Here is a 25,553-nt window from a genome sequence, read left to right on the forward strand (position 1 = left end):
GCTGAGATGACCTCTTTACTTCCAAAAGCGCAGAGGCTAACAGCTCCCTCTCCCTGTGGGAGAAGTACTATTGCCCGTAATAGGCGTTTTTGCCGTGCTTACGAAGGTAATGCTTATCCAACAGCACCTGCTGCATGTTGCCAATTCCCGGCGTCAACTGCCGTGAAAAAATCCCCATATAAGCAATTTCTTCCAGTACGACCGCATTATGAACCGCGTCATGCGCATCCTTGCCCCAGGCAAACGGTCCGTGGGCGTTGACCAGCACCGCCGGGATGGCGCTTGGGCTGATGCCGCGCTCGCGGAAGGTTTCAATAATCACCTTGCCGGTATCCAGTTCATAGTCGCGCTCTATTTCATCTGCGGTCATCAAACGCGTGCAAGGGATCGCGCCGTAGAAATAGTCGGCATGCGTGGTGCCCCAGGCAGGGATATCCAGCCCGGCCTGTGCCCAGATGGTGGCATGGCGTGAATGGGTATGCACAATGCCGCCGATGTCGGCAAACTCGCGGTACAGCGCCAGATGGGTAGCAGTATCCGAAGAGGGTTTCTTACTCCCCTCGATCCGTTGGCCATCGCTCAGATTGACTACCACCATATCCTCCACCTGCATATGCGCATATTCCACGCCCGAAGGTTTGATTACCACCAACCCGCGTTCGCGGTCAACGGCGCTGACGTTACCCCAGGTAAAGGTCACCAACTTGTGGCGTGGGAGGTCGAGGTTGGCCTCCAATACCTGCTGTTTTAGCTGTGGCAGAGTTAGCATGTCATTCCTCCTTGCTGCATTTGCTGTTCAATCCAACGGCGGGCTTGCACGATCTCGGCAACCGGTTCGTCGGCCTTTTCGGTCCACATCTCAATCAGGAATGCGCCACGATAGTTGAGCTGCTTCAACGTGCGGAACAGGGCGACAAAATCCACACAGCCTTCACCGAATGGCACATCGCGGAACTGGCCGGGTGACGTCTCAGTGACCGGGAAGGTGTCTTTGAGGTGAATGGCCGCGATGCGGTCAATACCGAGCTGCAATTCTTGCGCTACGTCGTTACCCCAGGCGCTGAGGTTGCCAACGTCCGGATATACCGTGAACCATGGGGAAGCCAGCAGGGAGTCCCAAGTTTTCCACTTGCTGATGGAACTCATGAATTCGGTATCCATAATTTCGACCGCCAGCATCACCTGCGCGGCAGCGGCACGTTCCACCGCCCATTGCATCCCCTCGGTAAAGCGGGTGAGAGTTCCTTCATCCTGCTGCTCGTAATACACGTCATAACCCGCCAACTGAATGGTGCGGATGCCAACGTCTTTGGCCAACTGGATCGCCTGTTCCATGATCAGATAAGCCTGTTGCCTCGTGGCCTCGTCATGGCTGCCGAACGGGAAGCGGCGGTGGCCGGAAAGGCACATCGAGGAGATGCTGATGCCGGTTTCCAACATGGCGCTGACCAGCGAAAGACGCTGCTCTTTGCTCCAGCTCAGACGTGATAAACGCTCATCACTTTCATCGACCGACATCTCGACAAAATCAAAGCCGCAGGCTTTGGCCAATGCCAGCCGCTCCGGCCAACTCAGGTGTTTCGGCAGCGCTTTTTCGTAAATTCCCAACGGATGCTGGCGCATATCAAGATCTCCAAATGTCATCAATGGCGGTACGGAACTGACGTGCGGCCACCACCGGATCGGCAGCCTCGGCCAGCGCACGCCCGGCGATAAACGCCGTCACGGCAATGTTTTTAAACAGCGGCAAATCGGCCGGGACGATCCCGCCGGTCACCGAAAGCTCAATCCCCAGATCGGACAGCGCCTTCATGGTATCCAGATCCTGTTGGCCCCAGGTTTGTCCGCTGGCCTGAGCATCGCGGCCCCGGTGGTAAATCGCCTGTTTTATGCCCAGATCGCGCCAGGCTTTGGCATCTTCCAGCGTCCAGCGGCCAAACAGCTCAATCTGGATTTCACCCCGGTAGCGCCCGGCGACTTCCAGCGCACTAGCCATGGTGGCCAGGGGGGCTGCGCATATCACGGTCATCCAGTTGGCTCCCTGCGAAAAAGCCTGTTCGGCCAGGGTAGCTCCGGCATCGGCCACCTTCAGATCGGCAACCAGCGTATGTTGTGGGCAACGTTCACGCAGGGCGCTCACTGCCTGGATCCCGGCGCTGATGCATAAAATAGTGCCCGCCTCGATGATGTCGACGTACGGATGCAGACGGTCAACCGTTTGCAGAGCGGCATCCAGCCGGGTGTGATCGAGCGCCAACTGCAGGCGCGGGTTGATGGTCATAAAGCCTCCTGAAAGTCGCCGTGTTGCAGCGTTTGTAGCGTGGTAACCAGCGCCTGATAACGTTGGTATTTACGGTGATAAGCATCCTGAGCAGCGGGATCGGGCAGAACGGTTTCGATGCGTGGAGCCAATGCCCACTGCGCGGCGGCAAAGTCGCTGAAAGCGCCTGTGCCCACCATGGCAGCCATTGCTGCACCTAAACAGCCGGTTTCCTCCACCTGCGGGAGTTCGACCGGTAAGCCGCTGACGTCGGCAAACATTTGCATCCAGGGTGCCGATTTAGCCGGCCCGCCGGTGACGCGAAGTGCCTTGGTCTGGGGGAAACGTTGCCGCATACGGTTCAGGTGTGTCATATGGCAGAACACCACGCCCTCGAAAATCGCCTGTACCAGATGTTCGCGCTGATGGAAGGCCTGCATACCGTAGAAGCTGGCGCTTAATCCCAGCCCGGCGTTGGAACCATAAAGGAAGGGGGCAAACAGCAACTGGCTGCCAGCCTTGGGTAGGTCAGCCACCCAGCGGTTGAGCTGCGCGTAATCGTGCAGGCCCCATTGCTGGCAAAACCACTCCAGATTGGCTGCGGAGGTGGGGCTGGCTTCGTGGACGATGTATTTGCCTTGCTCGGCATGGCGGCCATAAACGAATGGATAGCCGGAGTCGGAAGCGATCGTTGCGGTGATCCCGCTGGTGACAGACCAGGTGCCCATTACCGCGTTGAGTCGGGTTTCATCCTGCAATCCGGCACAGAGTGCGGTGGATACCACGTCAAACAAACCGCCCACCACCGGGGTGCCGACTTGCAAGCCAGTCAGCGCCGCTGCTTCAGCACTAACGCGCCCGGCGATCTCGGCAGAACCGACAATCGACGGTAGGGCCGGCACGATCTCGCCGATGCCAAGCAGCTCTGCCAACGCCGGCTCATAACGGCCGCGCTCCATCTGATACAGGTTGGATTCGGAGATATTGGTTTCTTCACAGGCCAGTTCGCCCGTCAGGCAGTAGCGCAGGTAGTCATGCGCCATCAGCACGCTGCCGATCTGGGCATAGCGATCGGGTTGATGCTGCTTGATCCAGCGCAGCAGTGAAACCGGATGGCCGGTCCATAACGTCTGGCGAGTTTGCTCATACAGGGCTTGCGGTATGCCCGCTTGTTGCCAGGCCATCACCTGGGCCAGTGCCCGCTGATCGGAAGACAGAATGGCGTTACCCAGTGGTTTCCCCTGTATATCCAACAGGAACACGCCTTTGCCCTGGGCCGAAATCCCCAGCCCCTGAACGGCAGACGCAGCGATACCGTTGTGTTCCAACACCTCACGGATCACGCTGGCGGCAGTTTGCCATAGTGTGGGCATATCCCGCTCCGCCCAGCCAGGTTGCGGGGCAACGATTGCCAGATTACGGCGGGCAATGGCCAGTTCTTTACCCTCGGCGTTATACAAACCGGCCTTGATAAAGGTGCCGCCGCAATCGAGCCCTAGCCAGTATTTCATTGCTCGCTCCCGGCGACCTGGTCGCATTTATTTGGCAACATCAGCGCCAGCAGTGCGGCGATCGCCAGTGAGGCAGCCAGGCTGTAGACGCCAACGTCCTTGTTGAACACAGTGATCAGCACGCCGACCATATAGGGGCCGCAGAAACCACCGAGGTTGCCCAAGGCATTGATCACACCACGTGCGCCACCGGCCACTTCGGCGTTGAATAATTTGGGGGGAATAGTCCAGAACACGCCTGCGGCCGCCTGAATAAACACGCCGCAGCCGACTAACGCGGCATAAGACCACCAGATGTGATCTTTCAGCAGCACGGAAAGCGCCATGCAAATAGCAAAGCAGGCCAGCGGCAGAGCAACGAACACTTTGCGTTTACCGGTGCGGTCGGACAGCGTGGAAACGATCAGCATGCCGAAAATGGCACCAATGTAGGGCAGTACGGCAAGCCAGCCCACCTGTTCCATATTGCCGTTGGTCAGGCCTTTCAGAATGGTGGGCAGCCACAGCGTGTAGCCGTAGATCCCGGTTTGGTAGAAGAAGTTAACCAGGATCAGTTGCCACATGATCCGGTCGCCCAGCACGCGCCGCAGCGAAGCATTGCGTACCGTTTTGCCTTTGATCAGCAGTTGTTCGTCATGCAGTGTTTTAATCAGGTAGTCTTTTTCGGCCTGCGAAATCCATTTGGCTTCCTGCGGGCGGTTGCTAATGGTGAAGCACCACAACGCCATCACCACCAGTGATAGGCCACCTTCCACCAGGAACAGCATGCGCCAGTCCCAGGCGGTGATGATCCAGCCGGATAGCGGGGCGGTGAGGATACCGGCGATCGGCACGAACATGATCACGATGGCGTTGGCACGGCCCCGCTCCTTGTCCGGGAACCAGTTGCTGATCATGGTCAGCACCACCGGCAGCATACCGCCTTCGGAAACGCCCAGGGCAAAGCGCAGGAACAGCAGTTGGTATTGATTGGTCACCAAACCGGTCAGCACCGAGATCACCGCCCAGGCCAGCAGCGACCAGCCAATAAACTTCTTGCCGTTACCGTTAACCGCCAGCTTACCGCCGGGCACTTGCAGGAACAGATAACCGATAAAGAAGATGCCGCCCGCCAAACCAGCCATTGAGGCGGTGATCCCCAATTCGGCGTCCATGCCGCCAGGCATGGCGAAGGCGATATTAACGCGGTCCATATAAGAAATAATGCAGGTAATCAGAATTGGCGGCACAATTCTCAGCCAGCGTAATTTGGGTATGGCCTGACTTTGGCTAACAGCAACAGAAGCAGTATTCATGTTATTGATACCTTCGCATAGATAGGGGGCTCGGAATAAATCCGTATTATTGTTTACCGTTTTATAGGTATTATTTGATGTTCTATCTTTTGGACGTCATGATATTAGGCCGCTGCTTAATGCCAGGGCGTTGATACCATCCTTGATAATAGTGATCCGTTGCTCGACGCTCTCTTGTGCCGAGGTGGACAGTAATTTGATACCGGCATAGTTTAATTCTGCCAGCGGAGCCTGATTAAATAATTGCCGCGCACTGTCCAGCGTCATTAATGATTCATGACAAACATAATGACTGCCATCGAATGGGGCGAAGGGCGCATGTGTATCCTCCCATTCGCCATAAGCACCGTGGCTGGCGGTGCCGGAGAACATCAGGGCGCTTAATAACCCTGCCTGTTGACACTGCTTCACCTGCTGCAAAGGCAGATGATCATTATGCCCCTCAATAGCAGATCGGCCCCAGTTGATGGCCAGGGTCAGCGTATCGTCAAAGTGGCGGTTAATCGCCTGTGCCGCGATGATCTCATCTTCCAGCGTCAGGAAACCCTTGCGTGGTATGGGCCCGGTCAGCGCATCGCAGTGCTCAATCACCAAATCGCATTCCCAGTGCCAACCGGCAATGTCTTCCAACGAGGCAATGAAGGCCTGTCGCGCCGCCGCACTGTCTTTTTCCTGCCGGTTGGGAGCGGATTGCAGCTCCAGGGCTACCACCTGTTGGCGACCGGCGCGATCGTTGGTGCGCTTAACTTTGTCATGTATTAAGCGGATATAATCCACCGCAGCCTGGCGCTCCTCTTCATTACGGGCGGCGAGGCCAAAATCCCGCCCGCTACTGCGTCGTTGCATAGTCCCCATCACCGCGGTAAGCACCAGTTGCCAGTGGTTGGGGATCTGCTTAAGCAAGAAATCGTCACCATAAGGATGCAGGTCATCCAGACAAGGTTGCTCCAGCCCACGGATCAGCGGCAGTTCAGCCAGCCGATCCCAGAATTGAACTTCCTTCTCACGTTCGAGTTGATGAAATGAAGGGGCACAAGGATAAGCACCAATAATAAAGCCCGGCGTTGTGTTTTCCATATTTTTCACCTGATATTATTGCAATCAATGAAACGGCTAAATTCACGTTATGAGACAGTGTTTATTTCATCGTGCTGGAAAGTAATATTATCGGTATTTTCACCACCACCTTTCTGATATCGCAGGGCGATTGATTAATACAGGCAGGGCGATGGACATCCTGCGGGTAAAATACCGCAAAATTACCGGGCTGCATGGTTAACCAGGATTCGTCTTCCACATCCTGATAGAAAATAATGTCGCGCTGTGCTAATAACTCCTGATGAATAACGTTATTTCCTCTGTCCGCTGCAACGCCTATTAATTCAGTGCCGCTTACCAGGAACTGCACGTCGATATTTTTACGGTGCACTTCAGGGCGCAACTCATCTTTATGTTGTGTGTGTAGATCCAGTACCTGCACCACATAACCGGTTGCCGGATCCTCATAACGCCCGGCAGACAGGCTGGTAAAATCGGTGTTCTGCAAATAGGCCACGGCTTTGGCAATCGCCGGGGGATAGTGTTCTGCTGCCGTATGGGCAATATGGCCGAAGATCATAAACTGCTCCTTAAAGTGCCTGAATGCGGGCCCAGACGCGATCGTCTACCGGGATGCCATCGCGTTGATTTTCGGCGCGGACGCGCGGGAAGCGGTGGCCCGGCAAGCGAATGGCGACCTCTGGGTTATCACGCTCGGCGCTGGTCACGTAATCCATAATGCGCTGCAGCTTTTCATCACGGGTTTTGCCGTCGATCAGGCGGTCGATCTCAATGGCGATAAACACCTGCGAAATGCCGTATTCATCGCGGTTATCTTCGGTAACTTCAGCGACCGATGAACCGCCAGAGAGCAGGGTAGCGATCATATCCAGCACTATCGACAGCGCAGACCCCTTCCAATAGCCCATCGGCAAGATACGCCGATTTTCTTCGATGATAGCCGGATCGCGCGTCAGGTTACCGTCGTTATCGAAACCGCCGTCTACCGCCAGTTTTTTGCCCGCCAGGCGATTCATTTCCAGCGCACCGTAGGAGAACATCGACATCGACATGTCTACCATGGTGATCGGGTTACTCGGCACGGCGACGATCAGCGGGTTAGTGCCGATACGGCACTCTTTAGCTCCCCAAGGTGGCATGACGGCGATCGAGTTGGTCCAGCAAATGCCGATATAGCCTTGCTCTGCCGCTTGCCAGCCGTAACCTCCGCCCCGCATCCAGTGGTTGGCATTACGCAATGCTACCAGGCCAATCCCGTGTTGATCCGCTAACTGCATGGCGCGATCCATCATCTTGCGGGCGGTCAGGTTGCCAATGCCCTGATGAGCATCCCACTGTTCGATTGCGCCTAACGAAAGCAGCTTGCTCGGTTCGGCGTCAGGCACGATATCACCTGCGTCCAACTGCTGAATAAAGCGTGGGAAGCGGTTGACCCCGTGGGAATAGACGCCGCTTTCGGTGGTATCGGCAAACAGAGTGGCACACTCATTCGCCGTCGGTTCCGCCACTCCCCGTGCCAGCAACACGCGTTTGAATTGCTGTTTTAACTCGGTATAGCTCACTCTCATACTGCTGTTCCCCTATGGCGAATCGAATGTTTTGTGTTCTTTTAATTTCAATATGCGAAATTGCATTTCAAATAAATGCTATACCCCTGTCGGGACGAAGTCAAAGCCGGAGTGTAGGAAATTATCTCGTAAAAACAGATGGTTAAATTAACCTGGCGATTATGTGATCGGCAACACAGTTTGAGGGAGTTGGCGTGCTACAGACGTGACGAAGCAGGGAGAGGCAAACTCCCCCTGCGTGATGATCAGCCCATGATTACCCGTGGGTATTCAGGACAATGCGGTACAACGATGTGGTGGCGGTAATGTAGAGCTCATTGCCTTCTGGCCCGCCGAAGGTGCAGTTGGAAACGCACTCCGGCACCGGAATTTTGCCAATTTGCTCCCCACGCGGATTAAAGATAATCACGCCGTCGGCACAGCTGCAAAACAGATTACCGGCGCTATCCAGGCAGAAGCCATCTGGGATCCCCGGCGCGACCTGAGCAAAATGCCTGCCAGCCTTCAACTCCCGCCCTTCAACCTGATACACCCGCAGCTCTCGACGCCCAAGGGTAGGGAAGTCAATAATCGACATATCCGCCACATACAGCAGGCTTTCATCCGGTGAGAAAGCCAGGCCGTTGGGCCGTTGCAGATCGCTGGCGGCAATGTTCAGCGAGCCATCCCGGGGATCGTAGCAATACAGATAACAGCCGATCACCTGGCTTTCAGACTTGTAGCCCTCTTCATCGCCGATGATGCCGTACGGCGGATCGGTAAACCATAATGTACCGTCGGAACGCACCACGATGTCATTCGGTGAGTTGAAACGCTTGCCGTCCACCCGGTCGACCAGCAGTTGGACACTGCCGTCGTGTTCGGTGCGGCTGATACCCCGCCGCCCATGTTCACAGCTGATCACACGCCCCTCGGCATCGCGGGCATTACCGTTGGCATAGTTGGATGCAGCACGCCATACGCTGAGCTCGCCATTGCGTCCCCAACGGAACATGCGGTTGCCTTTTACATCGCTGAATACCACTGCATCCTGTTGCGGCAGCCATACCGGGCCTTCAGCCCAGACGGCGGGGGAACACAAACGTTCCAGTTGTTGTTCGATCATCCCAACCTCCCGATCACTTCACGCCCCAAATTGTTTTGTAATGTCCCTGATAGTCATTTTGTGGGTCATACATATTATTCGGGCCACCGTCATTGGCGATGTTCTCGCGGGTGACCAGATGGGCCGGAGTCACGTAACCGGAAGGCGCCTGCTTGGCGAAGGCACGGTTAAACTCATCCAGCAGTTGCCAGCCGTGCAGCTTCAGCGGCTCGGGCACGGTGGCAGACTGGCTGTCACCGGAACGAATACGTTGATAGGCAGAAATGGAGCCGTCACCGGCCGAGATATTGAACGGCGCATTGCTGCCGCCTTTACCGGCTGTTTTCAGCGCTGGGGCCATAAAATCGAAATACAGATCGTTGATCGCCAGCGCGTACTGGAACTTGTCACCGTATTTCTGCAACAGGCTGAAGGTCATGGCTGGCATGCGGCTGGCGGTGTCTGCCAGCGGGGTATCGATAAACTCGACCAGCTTACAACCGCTGCATTTAGCTACTTCCTCTTTCATCACGTTGGCTTTGTCCAGAGCGATTTGGTACAGCGAATCGGTAAAGATCAGCACGTTGGCCTGCCCGTCGGACTTCACTACCGCATATTGTGCGGCGATGCGCGCTACCTCGTTGGAATCGGAAGTGACGTTATAGAACACATCGTATTTGGCGATGGGGCCAGGCTCTGGCACAGCATGCCAGGCTGTCAGAACGATCCCCTGAGCCACCGCCTTTTTCAGCGGGATTTTAGCCACGTTAGGGTTCCAGCCGCCGATCACGATCCCGTCTGGCTTTTGGGCAATGGCCTGATTCAGCGACGACAGTTGGTCTTTAACCGAGCCGCCACCGTCCAGCGTTTCCAACTGCCAGCCTGCCACCTTGGCCGCTTCGCTCAGCCCTTGCTGCACTCCCTGCACGCCGCCGTTCTTCATGTCGGAGGCAATAAAGATGATTTTCTTGTTCGCCTGCAGCTGCGGCCCGCTGGTAGGGCCATCCCATTGGGTACTGCTGGCCGTGGCTTTGGCTACCGCCGCCGTAGCCTGATCGAGATAGGCATCTGCCCAGGCCGATGAGGTGGCCAACAGCAGAGTGGTGATCCCGGGCAAAATCCAACAATGTTTCATGGCTGTGCTCCTGATTAAGGATTGATCGCTTTTTGGTTGTTGTTGTCGGCAGATGCCGCCTGACTGCGTTGTACTGCTTTCTGATTGAGTAACCGACGGCGTTGGGCATAGCCCGCCAGCGCGATACACAGCAGCAGCAGGCCGTAGCGGGTGATGATTTGCATCAGCCATGGGCCAAGGCCGTCCTGCCCCAGGCTGACACGCTGTTCCAGCGCCGTTGATTTGACGGACGTTTTATTCGACATGGTATTCCTCCACAACGGCTTCCCCGGCGCTGGCAGAGGCCAGCTCCAATAAATTGGCGAACGAGACCTGCTGGTTCTTCAACTCGCCCACCACTTTCCCTCGGTTAAACACCAGGGCGCGGTTACAGATATGCGCGATCTCTTCAAAATCGTTGGAGATCACCAATACCGCTACTCCGGCTGCCAGGGATTTATTTAACAGATGATAGATTTCGGCGCGGGCGCCCACGTCAACCCCGGCTGTGGGGTCTTCTAGGATCAGCAGCGGTGCCGCAAGATGCATCCAGCGGGCCATCACCACTTTTTGTTGATTGCCACCCGACAGGGCGCTGATATCGATATTGACGTCCTTGGGCCGCACGTCGAACAGTTGCACCTTCCACCAACTGGCCCCGATTTCGGCGCGGCGGCTATAGCGTGAGAACAGCTTATGGCCGCTGGCACAGGGGTTGATAAACAGGTTTTCCCGTACGCTCATCGACATCACCAGGCTTTCGCCGGTGCGATCGCCTGCGACCAGAGACACGCCACAAGCCATCGCCTGCTGTGGGGTGCAGGCCGCGTAAGGTTTATCGCGGAACTGGATTTCGCCGCTGTCTCGCTGGCGCAGGCCAAACAGCAGGCGGCCAATCTCTTCCTGGCCAGCGCCGCGCAGCCCGGCAAGAGCGAGCATTTCACCCGGCTGCAATTCGAAGCTGACCGGGCCGATATCCCCGACGCTGACGTTATGCAGTTGTAACACTGGTGGCTGGTGCTGCGGCAGCGGTTCACGCTGATCTTCCGCCATCGCTTCACCCACGATCATCTGCACCAGATCGCGCAGGGAATAATCGGCGGTGTTGCCCCCGGCAACGTAGCGGCCATCACGCATGACGCAAACCCGATCGGCAATTTCAATCACTTCATCCAGGCGATGGGTGACGTAAATCATGCCGACCTTTTTGGCGCGTAGACGGTTGATCACCGCAAACAGATGACGCACGTCGTTGGCGGGTAGGGAAGCGGTGGGCTCATCCAACACCAGCAGTTCGGCATTCACCGCCACCGCTCTGGCAATGGCCAGCAACGATTTCTCCGTGCGGGAAAGTTCAAATACGCGCGCGTCTGGGTCCAGGGCAATCCCAACGTCCTGCAAGGCTTCCAGCGCACGGCGGCGATGGCACGCCAGTCGATCAGCCCGAAACGGCGGGGAAACCCCATCACCAGCGCCATGTTCTCCGCTACCGTCATCCATTCAATCAGGCCCAGATCCTGATGGATAAAGGCAATCGGCTGGCGGCTATCACTTTTGATCGCCGCGGCCGAGGCAATGCTGTTACCTTGAAAGTGGATGTCGCCGCCATCGCGCGGATACACTCCGGCCAGGACTTTGATCAACGTGGATTTACCCGCGCCGTTTTCTCCTAGCAGCGCCAGCACTTCGCCGGGCATCACCTGCAGGCTGACGTCGTTAACCGCGATGTTGCCGCCAAAACGCTTGACGATATGGCTGAGCGTAAGAATGGGTTGATCCGCATTGCCTTGAGTCATTTGATGCGCCCCTGTGTCGGTTCGCGCCATCAGCGCGATGCCAATAAGTGAACTACTGCTGTTTAAATCAACCTTAAATTTCAACATGCGAAATCTGATTTCAAAAATGATATGCCTAACGTCGAGCTAAAGCAAAGCCGGGACGGTTTTAATTCTCTTTAATAAACAATGGATTATTTTTAATTTTGTCAATTTGTGACGCACAACTCACTTATAAGGTTACCGGAATGTTGCGGGTTTTAACCTCGTTACTGAAAATGATACGGCGTTCCAACTTCACCTGATGCGGCCCATGGAGTAACATTCTCTTCCAGTAGGTCCGCTTCTTACGCCGTGGCAACGGCTGGCGGCTCAACAATGGAGAGACTTCGCTATGAGCCTGAAAGCTGTTGACGAAAAAGATGACAAAAAAGACAAACCCCTGGGCAGCCAAAGCCTGTTTCGTGGTTTGCAGCTAATTGAAATACTAAGCAATTTCCCTAATGGCTGCCCGCTGGCGCACCTGTCCGAGCTGGCAGAGATGAACAAAAGCACCGTGCACCGCCTGTTACAAGGGCTGCATACCAGTGGCTATGTTACGCAGGCGCCTTCCCCAGGCAGTTACCGCCTGACCACCAAATTCATTTCTATTGGTCAAAAGGCACTTTCTTCACTGAACATCATCCACGTGGCTGCGCCGCATTTGGAGCAGTTGAACCTGGAAGTGGGTGAAACGGTCAACTTCTCCAGCCGGGAAGACGATCACGTGATCCTGATCTACAAGCTGGAGCCGACCACCGGCATGATGCGTACCCGCGCCTATATCGGCCAGCATATGCCGCTGTATTGTTCGGCGATGGGTAAAATTTTCATGGCCTATGGCAAGAGCGACTATCCAGATCACTATTGGCAAACCCACCAGCAGGAGATCCAGGTGCTGACGCGTAATACCATTACCGAATTGCCGAAGATGTATGAGGAGTTGGCGGATATCCGCAAGCAGGGCGTGGCGATGGATCGCGAAGAAAACGAGCTGGGCGTGTCCTGTATTGCTGCACCGGTGTTCGATATTCAGCAACGGGTGCCTTATTCCGTTTCGGTTTCGCTGCCTACCGCCAAGCTGCAACAGGTTGGTGTGCAGTCGTTGATGAAACCGTTGCTGGAGACCACGCGGCGCATCTCTCAGGAATTGGGGTTTGTGACGCAGGGGTGATTTTGCTCAACAAGGCAGATCCCTGACGGAATTTGTGCTTAATTTAACAAGATTTGCGCAACATTTGTGCAATCCAACACATCAGATCACAAAAAAGGGACACAATGAGTTATCTTATGTCCCGATTTCATCCCTTTAACGGATCCTAGACCCATATGATTATCAAACCTAAGGTTCGCGGCTTTATCTGCACCACCACTCATCCGGTCGGTTGTGAAGCCAATGTTCGTCGTCAGATTGCCTACACCAAGGCGCAGGGCAAGATTGCCAATGGCCCTAAACGTGTGCTGGTGATCGGTGCATCTACCGGTTATGGTCTGGCTTCCCGTATTGCCACCGCCTTTGGCAGCGACGCCGCCACCATCGGCGTATTCTTCGAGAAAGCGGGCAGCGAAAGCAAAACCGCCACCGCTGGCTGGTACAACTCGGCCGCTTTTGACAAAGCCGCTAAAGAAGCTGGCCTGTACGCGAAAAGCGTCAATGGTGATGCTTTCTCCAACGAATGCCGCGCCAAGGTAATTGAGCTGATCAAAGCCGACCTGGGCCAGATCGATTTGGTAGTTTACTCGCTGGCTTCGCCGGTGCGTAAAATGCCAGATACTGGCGAAGTAGTGCGTTCCGCGCTGAAGCCAATCGGTGAGGTTTACACCACCACCGCTATCGACACCAACAAAGACCAAATCATCACCGCCACTGTTGAACCGGCGAGTGAAGAAGAAATCCAGAACACCATCACCGTGATGGGCGGCCAGGATTGGGAACTGTGGATGTCGGCGCTGGAAGAAGCAGGCGTGCTGGCCGAAGGTGCCAAGTCTGTTGCCTACTCTTATATCGGTACCGACCTGACCTGGCCAATCTACTGGCACGGTACTTTGGGCCGCGCCAAAGAAGATTTGGATCGCGCAGCAACCGCTATCCGTGGCGACCTGGCTGCCAAGGGCGGCACTGCACATGTTGCCGTGCTGAAATCCGTGGTCACCCAGGCTTCATCTGCGATCCCAGTGATGCCGCTGTACATCTCCATGGCCTTCAAGATCATGAAAGAGAAGGGCATTCACGAAGGCTGTATGGAACAGGTTTCCCGTTTGATGCACACCCGTCTGTACGGCGAAGAGATGCCGCTGGACGATCATGCCCGTATTCGTATGGATGACTGGGAACTGCGTGATGATGTGCAGCAGGCCTGCCGCGATCTGTGGCCGTCAATCACTTCGGAAAACCTGAGCGAACTGACCGACTACACCGGCTACAAGCAGGAGTTCCTGCGCCTGTTCGGTTTTGGTCTGGAAGAAGTGGACTATGACGCGGACGTTAATCCAGACGTGCGTTTCGATGTGGTAGAGCTTTAATTTGTACCCTTAGAATGTAAAACAGGGCCCGATTGGGCCCTGTTTGTTTTTAAAACGTACCGAAATCAATCCTCATCGTCGTGCTCGTCGTCTTCATCCATTACGATCGGGCAGTCGAAGTCATCCGGCTTGAGCACCAGCAGGTCACATTTCAGATGGTCGATCACCTGTTCCGCAGTATTGCCGATAAATGCAGCAGAAATACCGGTGCGGCCCAAACTACCTAACACCACCACGCCCGCTTGCAAATGCTCGGCCAAATCCGGGATCACTTCCTCCGGCAGGCCTTTCTCCACGTGGGTGAATTCTTCGTTGATGTGGAATTTCTGCCTTAACGCCTTCATGGCGATCAGATGCTGCCCGCGGATCGCATCGTTATAGATGCTGGGGTCAAAATCGGGCAGTTCGATGGCGATATTGATGGGGGTAACCGGGTAGGCACCCACCAGGTGCACTTCGGTTTGATCGACGTTTTGCGCCAGTTCGAGCGTTTCTTTCACCAGCCGGATATTGAGTGGGTCGTGATAAGGCTCTTCGCTGGATAGATTAACCGCCACCAGCGCTTTTCCCCCTTCAGGCCAGGGTTGGTCTTTCACCATCCACACCGGGCAAGGGCATTTGCGCAGCAGATGCCAGTCTGTCGGGGTGAAGATCACCGATTCCAGCCTGTCGTGCTGATGGGCCATCTTCAACAATAAATCGTGCTTGCCGCTCAGCACTTCCTGAATGATCGCCTCATAGGGGCGATTGTGCCACACCACTTTGATTTCAATGGGGACACCGTCTTCAAGATAGAAGCGGCATTGCTCTTTAATCCACGCCGCCCGTTGGCTGATCACCCCTTGCCGCATTGCCGTTCTTTCGTCAGGGGAAAGCAGGGTGGTCATTTCGTAAGAGAAATCATAGATAGGAAGGAAGGCCTTAATCCGCCCACCGTTCCGCTTGATCAGGTAAACTGCCCGGCGCAGTGCCGGTTGATCGTCCTGATTGGGGTCAATAGCCACCAGTAGATTCTGATACTTCGCCATAGGGCCTCCTTACAGCTGTAGATCAACAGTCTGTTTACATACAGAGTAACCCAACATTGAAAAACAGAACAGCGGCAGAGGGGGGCTAGGCCAACAATTTCAGCGAATTATTGGCCCAGTAGGGGTCAGGCACTTACGGAGACGTTGATGCGTGCGGCACCCGCCAGTTGTGACAGGGCGTCTGCGTTTTCGATGGTGATGTATTTGCCTTTCACGCTGAGGATTTCGCTTTTCTGGAAACGCCCCAACAGGCGGCTGATGGTTTCCACCGTCAGGCCCAGATAGTTGCCGATATCGCCACGGGTCATGGTCAAACGGAACTCACGCGGTGAGAAGCCACGTTCGGCAAAGCGGTGCGACAGGTTATACACGAAAGCGGCCAGGCGCTCTTCAGCGTTCTTCTTCGACAGCAGCAGGATCATATCCTGGTCGCCTTTGATCTCACCGCTCATCAAACGCATGATTTGCTGGCGCAGATTAGGCATTTTGCCCGAGAGATCGTCCAGCGTTTCAAACGGGATTTCACAGACCATAGAGGTTTCCAGTGCCTGAGCGAAGCTTGGGTGCTTCAGGCCACCGATGGCGTCAAAGCCCACCAGATCGCCCGCCAGGTGGAAGCCGGTAATTTGTTCGTCACCCTGTTCGGTGATGGTGTAGCTTTTGATGGTCCCGGAGCGGATGGCGTACAGTGATTTCAGTTCGTCACCGGCTTTAAACAGCGTTTGGCCTTTCTGGATCGGCTTTTTTCTCTCGATGATGTTGTCGAGTTGGTCCAGCTCATGCGTATTCAGCGTAAAAGGAATACACAATTGGCTGATGCTGCAGTCTTGGCAATGGATCGCACAACCACCAGACTGGATACGACGAATCACGCGTTTTTCCGGGATCATAGATTAAGCTCACGCAATAATTGATATGAGTCAATTTTAACATCTTTTGCGGCAGGTGATAAGTACAGCAAGAACAACAATGGCGACATTTTGTGTCTTTTTTAAACAGGCCTCTTGCTCATCATTCCGTAGCATACTGATGTTTAGTGATTTATTGACTTCGGAAAAGCCTGGTTGATATTGACTAAAACCATATGAAAAACGAATAAATCTCGCATTATCATCGGCTTTCTGCGATTAGTCTTATCGATTGTGGGGGCATTAATGGGCGGATAGCTTTCATCCGTGATGGTAACGTAGGTTAACGAGTAAATATTTCTACACAAAGCTGTGCGGTGAATGATCCCGCCAGTTGTGACGGAACTGTGCAGGAGCGAACGGGCGCAGCATGCTGCGCCCAGCTTTAAAATCAGGCGCTATTTTTAGCTAAAGCATCATTAGCCGGGGCATAGCGCGGGACGTTGTTATGTCCTGGCTGGTCGACTTTGACGATCAGCGTCAACACCGCCGCCACCAGATACAAACCGGTATACACCCACACTACGCCTTCGATATCAAAGAAGGGCAGCACTATAGAGGCGATGGCTGGGGCCGCGAAGTTGCTCAGGCCAGCGGAAAGATTATAGATCGAGATGGCTGCGCCTTTGTGGTTGGGTTCCAGCACCGGGAATACTGCGGTCATGGGGACGAAGGCCGCAACGGTGATCCCAAGCATCACTGCTGGCACCAGCGCGATCCAGAAGTTATGGCCAAAATGCACCGGCAGATAGTAAAACGCCAGGCTGGAGATGGCGCAACCAATGCAGCCAAACCAGCGCACCTGGCGCAGCCAACCGATTTTCTCCCCCAGAATGCCCCACATAATGTTGGTGAAGATGGTGACAAAGAAGAACACCGCCCAAATTTGTAGCCATTCAGACATGCTAAAGCCCAGCCGGCCTACATACAGCATCGGCATAATCACCGCAAAGCCAAACAGCGACAGCGTGTTAATGATACGGATCAGGCAGGAGAGGAAAATATTGCGGTTCGTGAACAGGATCGTTACCGCGCGGGAAAGCTCTTTGAGTTTCTCCTGCGGTGACAGATCGGCCTTGGGGCTGGCCTCACCCACGTTGCGCAGCAGGAACATCGCCATCAAGCCACCGGCCGCCACCCAGACAATCGCAAACCACAGTGTGCCGGTTTCGCCCATCAACGGAATGGTAAAGCTGGGCAGATAGCTGCCGACACAGCCGATGCCGATCGAATACATCGCCCAAAACCAGCCCATCGCGGAAGAGAGCTGCTGTTTAGGGACGTTCTGCACCACCAACATCACAAACGAATAGATAAACAGCGGATAGGCCAGGCCACGAATGCCGTAAAACAGCAACATCAGCGGGTAGTTACGCATCCCCAGGCCAAACAGCATAAACAGCACGTGCATCACCAGCCACAGGATAAAGCCGATGCGCATTGCCTTTTGTGGTGTGATGATTTCGGCCACCACGCCGGAGCTCCAGGCCGCCAGCGCCGCTGCCAGGCCATACACGGTAAACACCAGCGCCGACTGTGCCGGAGTGAACCCCATATCGGTGATGTGTTTAGACAGAAAAGCCATCTCAAAGCCGTCGCCGCTCATGAAAATGGCGATGGCGATGTAGCCCCAGAACAGGTTCATTGGCAGGCCGAACCAGTGTTTATGTGTTTGTGGCATAACAAACTCCAGGATAGGTGTAAGGGTACAGTCTTATTATTTTTTACCGCGCCAGGATCATGCCCGGCGCAGGGCCAATTGTTGTTGATAGAGCTGACGGTAGGTGGCCAGACGTTCCGCGAGTAAAGGTTGGCGTTCGCCGTCCGGCAGGAAGCGCCGATCGATGGCGGGTTTGTGGCAAACCTGATCCACCGTTCCACCCGCTGCCAACCATCCCAACCGCGCCGCGCCCAAAGCGCCACCGGCTTCGCCGCCAAGATGGGTGACCACCGGCAAATCGAGTACGTCGGCCATCAGTTGTGCCCAATGTTCGCTACGAGCGCCGCCGCCAATCAGTGAGCATTGCTCCAGTCGGGTTCCCGCTTGCGAAAGCACCTCAAGGCCGTCCGCCATGCCGAATGCCACGCCTTCCAGTACCGCATAGCCCATTGATGCACGCTGATGGCTGTGGGTCAGGCCGTGGAACGCACCGGTCGCCAGCGGATCGTTGTGCGGCGTCCGTTCACCGGACAGGTAGGGCAGAAAGACCGGTGCCAGGCGCTGTTCCGCCAGGTTCATCTGGGCGATTTCGGCCAACAGCGTGGGTTCATTACTACCCACCAGTTGGCAGAACCAGCGCAGGGCACTGGCGGCGGTAAGCATCACGCTCATCTGATGCCAACGCTCAGGCAGGGCATGGCAAAACGCATGGACGGCGGATTGTGGATTGGGGCGGAAGCGATCGTTAACGGCAAACAGTACGCCGGACGTCCCCAACGAGATAAAGGCGTCACCTGGGTTAACCGCGCCAATGCCCACCGCGCTGGCTGCGTTATCTCCACCGCCACCGGCGATGATAATATTGTCAGCAAGGCCCCAGGAGCGTGCAATATCACCTTTCAACTGGCCGGAGACTTCGCTGCCTTCTACCAGACGAGGCATCTGATCGCGGTTGAGGCCACAGGCGGCAAGCAAGGAATCTGACCAGTCCCGCTTGCCGACGTCGAGCCACAGCGTACCCGCCGCGTCCGACATATCCGAAACCTTGTCGCCACTCATCATCCAGCGCAGGAAGTCCTTGGGCAGCAGCACGGTGGCGATTTGCGCGAAGATATCTGGTTCATGCTTGGCAACCCATAACAGCTTGGGTGCGGTGAAACCCGGCATCGCCAGGTTACCGGCAACGTCATGCAACTCTGGTGCGTTCTGCGTCAACTGTTTGCATTGTTCGGCGCTGCGAGTGTCATTCCATAAAATCGCCGGGCGCAAAACCTGATTATCACGGTTGAGCAGAACCGCACCGTGCATCTGGCCGGAAAGCCCAAGCGAGCGGATCTGCGGCCATTGTTGTGGAATTTTGGCGCGTAAACGGCTCACCACTGCCTGCGTTGCTCGCCACCAATCGGCCGGATCCTGCTCTGCCCAGTGAGGATGCGGGCGTTGTACTTCCAGCGGTTCACCGGCGCTGGCGATCAGAGTGCCGTGGTCATCAATCACCACGGCTTTGATTTCTGAGGTGCCTAAATCGAGTCCTAGATACATGGTTCGCTCCCTTTATTGCGCCAGCCAGTGGTTAACCCGAACGATGGATTGGCGCAGCAGTTGGCTAAAGGCATTGCTGTGAGCCAAGGTGCTGAACAATTTCTCATCTGAGGCAAATACCGCCACCGGATCGGCCGCTTCGAACATCTGGTGGACTGCGGCGGCGTCCAGAATGCCGTCCTGATATTCATAAGGCAGTTGGCCTTGGTGCCAGCGCTGCATAAAGACAAAGAACAGAGCAGGCAGCATGGCCGTGGCTTTCGGCTCCTGACCGCGCTGATAACACTCTTGCAGCGTTGGGGTAATGAAACCGGGGATTTTGGAAAAACCGTCGGCGGCGACGCGCTGGTTGGTATCGCGAATATAGGGGTTGCTAAAGCGTTCCAGAACCACGTCACGGTAGGCGGCCAAGTCGAGCGGGCTAGGCGTCAGGGAAGGGATCACGTCCTGGGTCACATAGTCATAAGCCAACTGGTGGATGCCCGGGGTGCCGGTGCTTTCATGAATAAAGCTTTGGCCAATCAGCGTACCGGCCCAGGCAATGCAGCTATGGCTGGCGTTGAGGATGCGGATCTTGGCTTCTTCATAGGGCAGCACTGATTCAACCATTTCGACGCCGACGTTTTCCAACGCTGGCCGCCCATTGATGAAATCATCTTCGATCACCCATTGGATAAAGGCTTCCCCCATTACTGGCGCACGGTCCTGGAAGCCGGTGGCTTCGGCAACGCGCTCGGCAACTTCCGGCGCTGGCCGTGGCGTGATGCGGTCAACCATGGTGTTGGGGCAGCGGGTGTGGCTATCGATCCAGGCGATCAGCTCTGGCTCTTTACGCAGCTGTAGGAACTGCATCAGGCCGTGACGGAAGCGTTCACCGTTATGGCGCAGGTTATCGCAGTTCAATAACGTGACAGGGTCACCATTGAGCTGCTTTCTACGTGCCAGCAACTGTGCCATGGTGCCGTAAATGGTGCGGCAGGCGCCCAGCAGATCGGCCTGAATATCAGCGTTAGCGCGATCCAGGTTGAACTGGTTATCCAGATAATAGCCACCTTCGGTGACGGTGAAGGAAATGACGCGGGTTTCTGGTTTGGCCCCCTGTTCGGTCAACGCGGCCAGTTCGTTATCCCAGGGAATGACCTTACTGATGGAGGTAATGGTTTCATACTGGCGTACGCCCTGTGGAGTGACGGTCTCCAGCACGTATTGGCCTTGTTGCTCAGCCAGCGTATCCAGTAACGGTGTTGCGTCATCGCGAATGTTGGCAAGCGCAATTGACCAGCGGCTATCGCCCGCTGCAATCAGCCGGTGTAGATACCACGCCTGATGAGCTCGATGGAAAGATCCGGCGCCGATATGCAGCCAAATGGCCTGAGAAGAGTTCACTGGTTTGCTCATAAGGTTCTCCACTAAAGGTTATTTTAGGGCATCCGCCCTTTTGTTGGGCATTTGCTCCATTAATGACGATAGAGTAAATAAACTTTTGCCCTTTAAATGGGCTTTAGCTCACAAATGTGCAAATCGACCTCTGCGGGCAGCAGGAATGCCAGTAAAATGAGGTCATCAGGGGTAGCGGGTGAAACAACATGGTCAAACACGATAAGAAGCTGGATCAGGCGGCACGGGCCGCCTGGATGTATTACGTGGCCGGACAGACTCAGAATGAAATTGCCGAAGCGTTAGGCGTATCGCGCCAGGTTGCACAGCGGCTGGTCGCATTGGCGATCGACAGCGGACTGATCAGCGTCAACATTTCCCACCCGGTAGGGCGCTGCATGGAATTATCGGCCCGTCTTAGCGCACGCTATGGCTTAACGCTGTGCCAGGTGGTGCCTAGCCAGGGAATGGAGAGTGCCGGGATAAACCGCGCGGTGGCGGTGGCCGGGGCTGAAGTGATGGCGCAGTTTTTGCGCAGTGAACAGCCATTGAACATTGGGGTTGGTTCAGGCCGTAGCCTGAAGGCGGCGATTGATGAGCTGCCAGAATTGGAGCGGCCACAGCATAGTTGCGTCTCACTGATTGGGGCGATCGCGGCTGATGGCTCCTGTACCCGTTATGACGTACCGCTATGGATGGCGGAGAAAACCCAGGGCCGCTATTTTATCCTGCCCGCACCGCTGTTTGCCGATAGCGAACAGGATCGCGCCCTGTGGTGTAACCACCGCATTTACCGCACGGTGAACGATAAGGCCAGCCAGGCCGATGTGACCTTTATCGGTATTGGCACCATCGAATATCACTGCCCGCTGCACAAGGATGGGTTTATCACCGCAGAAGATGTCGATCGCCTGTGCGAATCTAACGCGGTGGCAGAAATGCTCGGCCATTTTATCGATCCGCAGGGCCAGCGGGTGGCCAGTGAACTCGATCGGCGGCTGACCAGCGTCAATCTGCGCCAGCGGCCGGAAAAGCCGGTGATTGCACTGGCCGGAGGGGCGGAAAAACATCAGGCCATTCGTGCCGCCTTGCTGGGCCGCTGGATCAACGGCCTGGTGACGGATGAGGAGAGCGCGTTGGCGCTGCTGGCCGATTAAATCAGATCCTGGGGCAGGAAACCTTCATGTTTCAGCAGCCATTGCTTGCGCTGCACCCCTCCGGCGTAACCGGTCAGCGCTCCCTGTGAACCGATCACTCGGTGGCAGGGCACCACGATACTGATTGGGTTAGTGCCGTTTGCCATGCCAACTGCGCGTGATGCGGTTGGCCTGCCAATGCGTTTGGCCAATTCACCGTAGGTGATGATCTCCCCACAGGGAATTTGCCGCAGTTGCTGCCAAACCGTGCGCTGGAACTCGGTGCCCGCAGTCATCACTGGCACAGTGTCGATGGCTGCCAACTCGCCAGCAAAATAACGCTGCATCACTTCCGTCAGGCCGCCCGGGTTGGCTCGCTCCTGTATCACGAAGGGGGTGGCTCGATAGTGGCTGTTGAGCAGCTTCATCAGGCGAGCCTCGTGATCGGTCCAGTCCAGCGCGCGCATCCGTCCTTGCTCATCTCCGATCAACACCAGTTCACCGACCGGCGTCGGCATACGATCAATAAAAAAGGTCAGCATGTTGTTCACTCCTTGCGTTTGATAAGGCGATTATTACATGAAAGAGCCGGATGTGATGGCGGATTTCGGACATGCTGATGGGGCGAGGCTATAGGAAAAAACGGGGTACACCCAAGTAGGTATACCCCGAAAGGTGAAACGCCGAAATGTTTATAAAATAACAAGGTCATTTTCGCTAGCTAATTGTATGACATAATTACGTCGATTAGGATTAATTGTAAATTAACGTAATTCGTTGTAGAGAAGGGTCATTAAACACCGATTCACGAATAGGTTTTCCCATTAATTCCGAACCCATATTATCCAATGGCATTTGGATAAATTCATTGGTGTTGAAGGCGGTTTCACGATAGCAACTGGATATATACTGACCATTGTTGCGCGAAATCTCGCAGGTTGGTGCGCTGATTTTGCCGGAAAACTGGATGCTCCCTGAGATGGCGTTGTGGCTAACATCTTGTTTTGAATGGGCCGAAAGTGGTAAGGCTGCCAGTATGGCCAAAGCAGTAATAATAGATTTCATAAGCTATTCCTATTAGCATAAAGTAAAACCATCCATTAACAAAAAAGTCGATTATTGTCTAAAAAATAAACTTACATTGCCTGGTGATTTAATTTCCAACGTTACTATAATGTATTGAGTAAATAATAATAACAGCAATCGTTCGTTAATTGAATTTAATAGTAGGGATGGGCAGGCAGTAAAACCATGATTTAGATCATAGTGGGGGGAATTTAGGGGCTAATGTGAGAATTATTACTTTTGATACTGCTTATAATAACGGGTGTGACTTTAAATAGCGATATTAATGTTAAGGCCGCATATTCATGGTTATTCTGCGGCCCTTGATCCTACTCTTTAGAGTTACAACATCCCTGCGCTGCCACAGATACGGATCTTTTCTGCTACCACTTCTTTCATCGCCAATTTACCCGGGACGATGTATTTACGCGGATCGTTGGCCTCCGGATGCTGCGAGAAATAGCTCTTCACCGCATCGGCAAAGGCGATTTTGAGTTCGGTCGCCACGTTCACCTTACACACCCCCAGCGAGATGGCTCGCTTGACCATCGCTTCCGGGATACCGGAGGCACCGTGCAGCACCAACGGGATCTCCAGCTGTTGGCGGATCAGCGCCAGACGGTCAAAATCCAGCTTGGGCTCCCCGTGGTACAGCCCATGAGCCGAGCCGATGGCGACGGCGAGGGAGTCGATCCCGGTCGCCGCGACAAACTCGCGGGCGGCTTTGGGGTCGGTATAAAAGCCGTCTGCGGCATCGACAATCAGATCGTCTTCCTGGCCACCCAGGCGGCCCAGCTCCGCCTCTACGCTGGCCCCATAGCGATGGCATAACGCGACGGCTTGCGCAACCAACGCGATGTTCTGCTCAAAAGGCAGGTGCGAGCCATCGATCATTACCGAACGGATCCCGGCTCTGACCTTGGTGGCGATATCCTCGAGTTCTTCGTGATGGTCCAGATGCAGTGCCAGCGGCAGGTCATGGCGCTGGGCTGCCGAACGGCAAATTCCCACCAGATAGTCGGTACCCGCATAGCTGAAGGTGCCTGGTGTCCCGGCCATGATCACCGGGGATTGCAGTTCGGCGGCGGTTTCTGCCACTACCTGCACCGTTTCAAGATTGTGGACGTTGAACGCCGGTACGGCATAGCCCTGCCTTTGTGCTTTCAACAGCATTTCACGGTTGGATATCAGATACATAACGGCTCCTTACAGCTCGGTAGCAGAGTAGGGATAAATGGTCACGCCTTTTACCACGCGGTTGACTTCTCCGGTTGGACAAGGGTTATCCGGAGTCAGGCCGCGCGCCAGCGAGGTTTCAAACGCCAGCATTTGGGCGAACAGCAGATAGGGGAATAACAGCCAGATATCGTCGTCGGCATGATGCAAATCGAACTGGCCCGTTTTCTCTGTTGGCGAGTTACCAAGGCCAACCATTTGTTTGGCCAAACCGTCGCGCTGGAGTTCGTCCCAAAGATCCTGCTCATAACGCTCGGTATAGCGGTTGCTGGAGAGCATCAGCAGCACCAACGTCTGTGGATCGACCATAAATTTAGGGCCGTGACGCAGGCCCAGTGGCGAGTCGTAGCGGGTGACGATCTGCCCGGCGGTCAGTTCCAGCATTTTCAGCGAGGCTTCCTCCGCCAGGCCGGTGAAACAGCTACTGCCGAGCACGATGTAACGGTTAAAGCCGCTGCTGGCCAGGTTTTTTACTTGGGATTGCAGCGTTTCACGCAGTTCTCTACAGCGCTCGATCATTTGCGCCAGTGGTTGCTTGGCGGCGTCCAGGGAATAGGGGCCTAACAGCAGCGCGGTGCTGAGCATCATGCAGCTGAAGCTGGAAGTCATGGCAAAGCTCTGGTCGTTTGAGCCCTGTGGCATCACCAGGGCACAGACGTTCTTACGGCCGTGCGCGTAGTTGGCCAACTGGCTGTCCGGGTTGCACACCAGCATCAGGTGATAGCACTGGGGGAGCAGTTGATCTGCCAGCGCCACCGAGGCGACGCTTTCCGGGCTGTTGCCGGAACGGGCGAAAGAGACCAGCAGCGTCGGGCGTGATGGATCGAGAAACTGCTGCGGATTGGCGACGATATCGGTGGTGCCATAGGCCGCAACATCTCGGCCGGTTTTTTCTCTCAGCCATGGGGCCAAGGCCCGACCAGCAAAGGCTGAACTGCCAGCACCGCACAGCACAATCTGCAGGCGCGGGTTTTGCAGCAGCGGCGTCAGGAAAGCGGAGCATTGCTCCTGTTGGGCGACCAACTGCTGGTGCAAGGCAGCCCAAAGATCCGGTTGCTGCCAAATCTCACGGGCGGTATGCAGCGCATGATGTTGCTCCAGCCAGTCCGCATCGTAAGAAAAATAACCTGTCATGATGGTAACTCCTTAAAAAATAAAACGGTTAATACGCTATAAATACCTGTGGATGCGGATGGTCCGGTGCTGTTGCTGCCCCTCACCCTAACCCTCTCCCACAGGGAGAGGGGATCGAACCGTGCCACCGGCCAACTCCTGCGCTCACCACACACTAGCTCCTGCATCTGACGGCTGCTCCGTATCAGCTCCCTCTCCCTTGAGGGAGAGGGTTGGGGTGAGGGGGCGAACACGGATGC

General features: G+C 55.3%; 22 protein-coding genes and 2 pseudogenes. 3 read left to right on the forward strand and 21 right to left on the reverse strand.

Going from position 1 to position 25,553, the window contains the following annotated elements:
- Positions 1 to 67: 67 nt before the first annotated feature.
- The 12 genes and pseudogenes from araD to A6U95_RS20460 all read right to left on the reverse strand — a co-directional run bounded on the left by araD (position 68) and on the right by A6U95_RS20460 (position 11,687).
- Entirely contained in the window at positions 68 to 769 is a 702-nt protein-coding gene (araD, locus tag A6U95_RS20405; protein ID WP_065685767.1) for an L-ribulose-5-phosphate 4-epimerase, read from the reverse strand.
- On the reverse strand, positions 763 to 1,623 hold the full coding sequence (locus A6U95_RS20410; RefSeq protein ID WP_065685768.1) for an L-ribulose-5-phosphate 3-epimerase: 861 nt from the start codon (positions 1,621 to 1,623) through the stop codon (positions 763 to 765). Before A6U95_RS20410 ends, araD begins: the two co-directional genes overlap by 7 nt.
- Before the next feature lies 1 nt (position 1,624).
- The gene (gene ulaD / locus A6U95_RS20415; RefSeq protein ID WP_065685769.1) at positions 1,625 to 2,281 is read right to left on the reverse strand and encodes a 3-keto-L-gulonate-6-phosphate decarboxylase UlaD; all 657 of its coding nucleotides are present in this window, start codon (positions 2,279 to 2,281) and stop codon (positions 1,625 to 1,627) included.
- Positions 2,278 to 3,771: an FGGY-family carbohydrate kinase gene (locus A6U95_RS20420; protein WP_065685770.1), complete on the reverse strand. Its 1,494-nt coding sequence runs from the start codon at positions 3,769 to 3,771 to the stop codon at positions 2,278 to 2,280. The genes ulaD and A6U95_RS20420 overlap by 4 nt, the downstream gene beginning before the upstream one ends.
- The gene (locus A6U95_RS20425; protein ID WP_024530152.1) at positions 3,768 to 5,066 is read right to left on the reverse strand and encodes an MFS transporter; all 1,299 of its coding nucleotides are present in this window, start codon (positions 5,064 to 5,066) and stop codon (positions 3,768 to 3,770) included. The genes A6U95_RS20420 and A6U95_RS20425 overlap by 4 nt, the downstream gene beginning before the upstream one ends.
- A 96-nt stretch (positions 5,067 to 5,162) precedes the next feature.
- The gene (locus A6U95_RS20430) at positions 5,163 to 6,143 is read right to left on the reverse strand and encodes a DUF4862 family protein (RefSeq protein WP_065685771.1); all 981 of its coding nucleotides are present in this window, start codon (positions 6,141 to 6,143) and stop codon (positions 5,163 to 5,165) included.
- Positions 6,144 to 6,204: 61 nt separating this feature from the next.
- Positions 6,205 to 6,684: a YhcH/YjgK/YiaL family protein gene (locus tag A6U95_RS20435; protein ID WP_065685772.1), complete on the reverse strand. Its 480-nt coding sequence runs from the start codon at positions 6,682 to 6,684 to the stop codon at positions 6,205 to 6,207.
- Positions 6,685 to 6,694: 10 nt separating this feature from the next.
- Positions 6,695 to 7,693 carry a 3-dehydro-L-gulonate 2-dehydrogenase gene (gene yiaK / locus A6U95_RS20440; RefSeq protein ID WP_065685773.1) on the reverse strand — a complete coding sequence of 333 codons (999 nt, stop codon included), beginning with the start codon at positions 7,691 to 7,693 and terminating at the stop codon, positions 6,695 to 6,697.
- Between the two features lie 256 nt (positions 7,694 to 7,949).
- Complete coding sequence (locus A6U95_RS20445; RefSeq protein WP_065685774.1) at positions 7,950 to 8,798, reverse strand: SMP-30/gluconolactonase/LRE family protein; 849 nt, start codon at positions 8,796 to 8,798, stop codon at positions 7,950 to 7,952.
- Positions 8,799 to 8,811: 13 nt separating this feature from the next.
- Positions 8,812 to 9,912 carry a substrate-binding domain-containing protein gene (locus tag A6U95_RS20450; RefSeq protein WP_065685775.1) on the reverse strand — a complete coding sequence of 367 codons (1,101 nt, stop codon included), beginning with the start codon at positions 9,910 to 9,912 and terminating at the stop codon, positions 8,812 to 8,814.
- A 116-nt stretch (positions 9,913 to 10,028) separates the two neighbouring features.
- Positions 10,029 to 10,157: pseudogene (locus A6U95_RS31265) on the reverse strand (ABC transporter permease); the annotation flags it as partial.
- Positions 10,147 to 11,687: pseudogene (locus A6U95_RS20460) on the reverse strand (sugar ABC transporter ATP-binding protein). The pseudogenes A6U95_RS20460 and A6U95_RS31265, both read right to left, overlap by 11 nt.
- A gap of 373 nt (positions 11,688 to 12,060) precedes the next feature.
- Here A6U95_RS20460 and A6U95_RS20465 point away from each other — a divergent pair.
- Entirely contained in the window at positions 12,061 to 12,879 is an 819-nt protein-coding gene (locus A6U95_RS20465) for an IclR family transcriptional regulator (protein ID WP_024530145.1), read from the forward strand.
- A 155-nt stretch (positions 12,880 to 13,034) separates the two neighbouring features.
- Positions 13,035 to 14,228 (forward strand): enoyl-ACP reductase FabV, encoded by a 1,194-nt coding sequence (gene fabV, locus A6U95_RS20470; RefSeq protein ID WP_021177880.1) that lies wholly within the window; start codon positions 13,035 to 13,037, stop codon positions 14,226 to 14,228.
- 65 nt (positions 14,229 to 14,293) lie between these two features.
- Here the strand turns inward: fabV and uspE are convergent, their stop codons facing one another.
- The 5 genes from uspE to dalD form a co-directional block, all read right to left on the reverse strand.
- Positions 14,294 to 15,256 (reverse strand): universal stress protein UspE, encoded by a 963-nt coding sequence (gene uspE / locus A6U95_RS20475; RefSeq protein WP_024486035.1) that lies wholly within the window; start codon positions 15,254 to 15,256, stop codon positions 14,294 to 14,296.
- A 125-nt stretch (positions 15,257 to 15,381) separates the two neighbouring features.
- Positions 15,382 to 16,146, reverse strand: coding sequence for an FNR family transcription factor (locus A6U95_RS20480; RefSeq protein ID WP_021177882.1), 765 nt, complete (start codon positions 16,144 to 16,146; stop codon positions 15,382 to 15,384).
- Between the two features lie 409 nt (positions 16,147 to 16,555).
- A complete protein-coding gene (locus A6U95_RS20485; RefSeq protein WP_065685777.1) occupies positions 16,556 to 17,845 on the reverse strand; it encodes an MFS transporter in 1,290 nt (429 codons plus the stop codon).
- 57 nt (positions 17,846 to 17,902) lie between these two features.
- Positions 17,903 to 19,366 carry a xylulokinase gene (xylB, locus tag A6U95_RS20490; protein ID WP_065685778.1) on the reverse strand — a complete coding sequence of 488 codons (1,464 nt, stop codon included), beginning with the start codon at positions 19,364 to 19,366 and terminating at the stop codon, positions 17,903 to 17,905.
- Positions 19,367 to 19,378: 12 nt separating this feature from the next.
- Complete coding sequence (gene dalD / locus A6U95_RS20495; RefSeq protein ID WP_065685779.1) at positions 19,379 to 20,764, reverse strand: D-arabinitol 4-dehydrogenase; 1,386 nt, start codon at positions 20,762 to 20,764, stop codon at positions 19,379 to 19,381.
- 188 nt (positions 20,765 to 20,952) lie between these two features.
- On the opposite strand from dalD, the gene A6U95_RS20500 reads away from it, so the two are divergent.
- Positions 20,953 to 21,900, forward strand: a complete 948-nt coding sequence (locus tag A6U95_RS20500) for a sugar-binding transcriptional regulator (protein ID WP_024530141.1) — start codon at positions 20,953 to 20,955, stop codon at positions 21,898 to 21,900.
- Here A6U95_RS20500 and ogt read toward each other — a convergent pair.
- From ogt to A6U95_RS20520, 4 genes are all read right to left on the reverse strand, one after another.
- On the reverse strand, positions 21,897 to 22,421 hold the full coding sequence (gene ogt, locus A6U95_RS20505; RefSeq protein WP_065685780.1) for a methylated-DNA--[protein]-cysteine S-methyltransferase: 525 nt from the start codon (positions 22,419 to 22,421) through the stop codon (positions 21,897 to 21,899). The two genes, A6U95_RS20500 and ogt, sit on opposite strands and share 4 nt — an antisense overlap.
- 211 nt (positions 22,422 to 22,632) lie before the next feature.
- Positions 22,633 to 22,944, reverse strand: a complete 312-nt coding sequence (locus A6U95_RS20510; RefSeq protein WP_024530139.1) for a hypothetical protein — start codon at positions 22,942 to 22,944, stop codon at positions 22,633 to 22,635.
- 342 nt (positions 22,945 to 23,286) lie between these two features.
- Complete coding sequence (locus A6U95_RS20515) at positions 23,287 to 24,141, reverse strand: tagatose bisphosphate family class II aldolase (RefSeq protein WP_065685781.1); 855 nt, start codon at positions 24,139 to 24,141, stop codon at positions 23,287 to 23,289.
- A 9-nt stretch (positions 24,142 to 24,150) separates the two neighbouring features.
- Positions 24,151 to 25,314 (reverse strand): SIS domain-containing protein, encoded by a 1,164-nt coding sequence (locus A6U95_RS20520; RefSeq protein WP_065685782.1) that lies wholly within the window; start codon positions 25,312 to 25,314, stop codon positions 24,151 to 24,153.
- Positions 25,315 to 25,553 lie beyond the last annotated feature (239 nt).

The sequence above is a fragment of the Serratia sp. 14-2641 genome (assembly GCF_001692375.1).
Taxonomy (GTDB): Bacteria; Pseudomonadota; Gammaproteobacteria; order Enterobacterales; family Enterobacteriaceae; genus Chania; species Chania fonticola_C.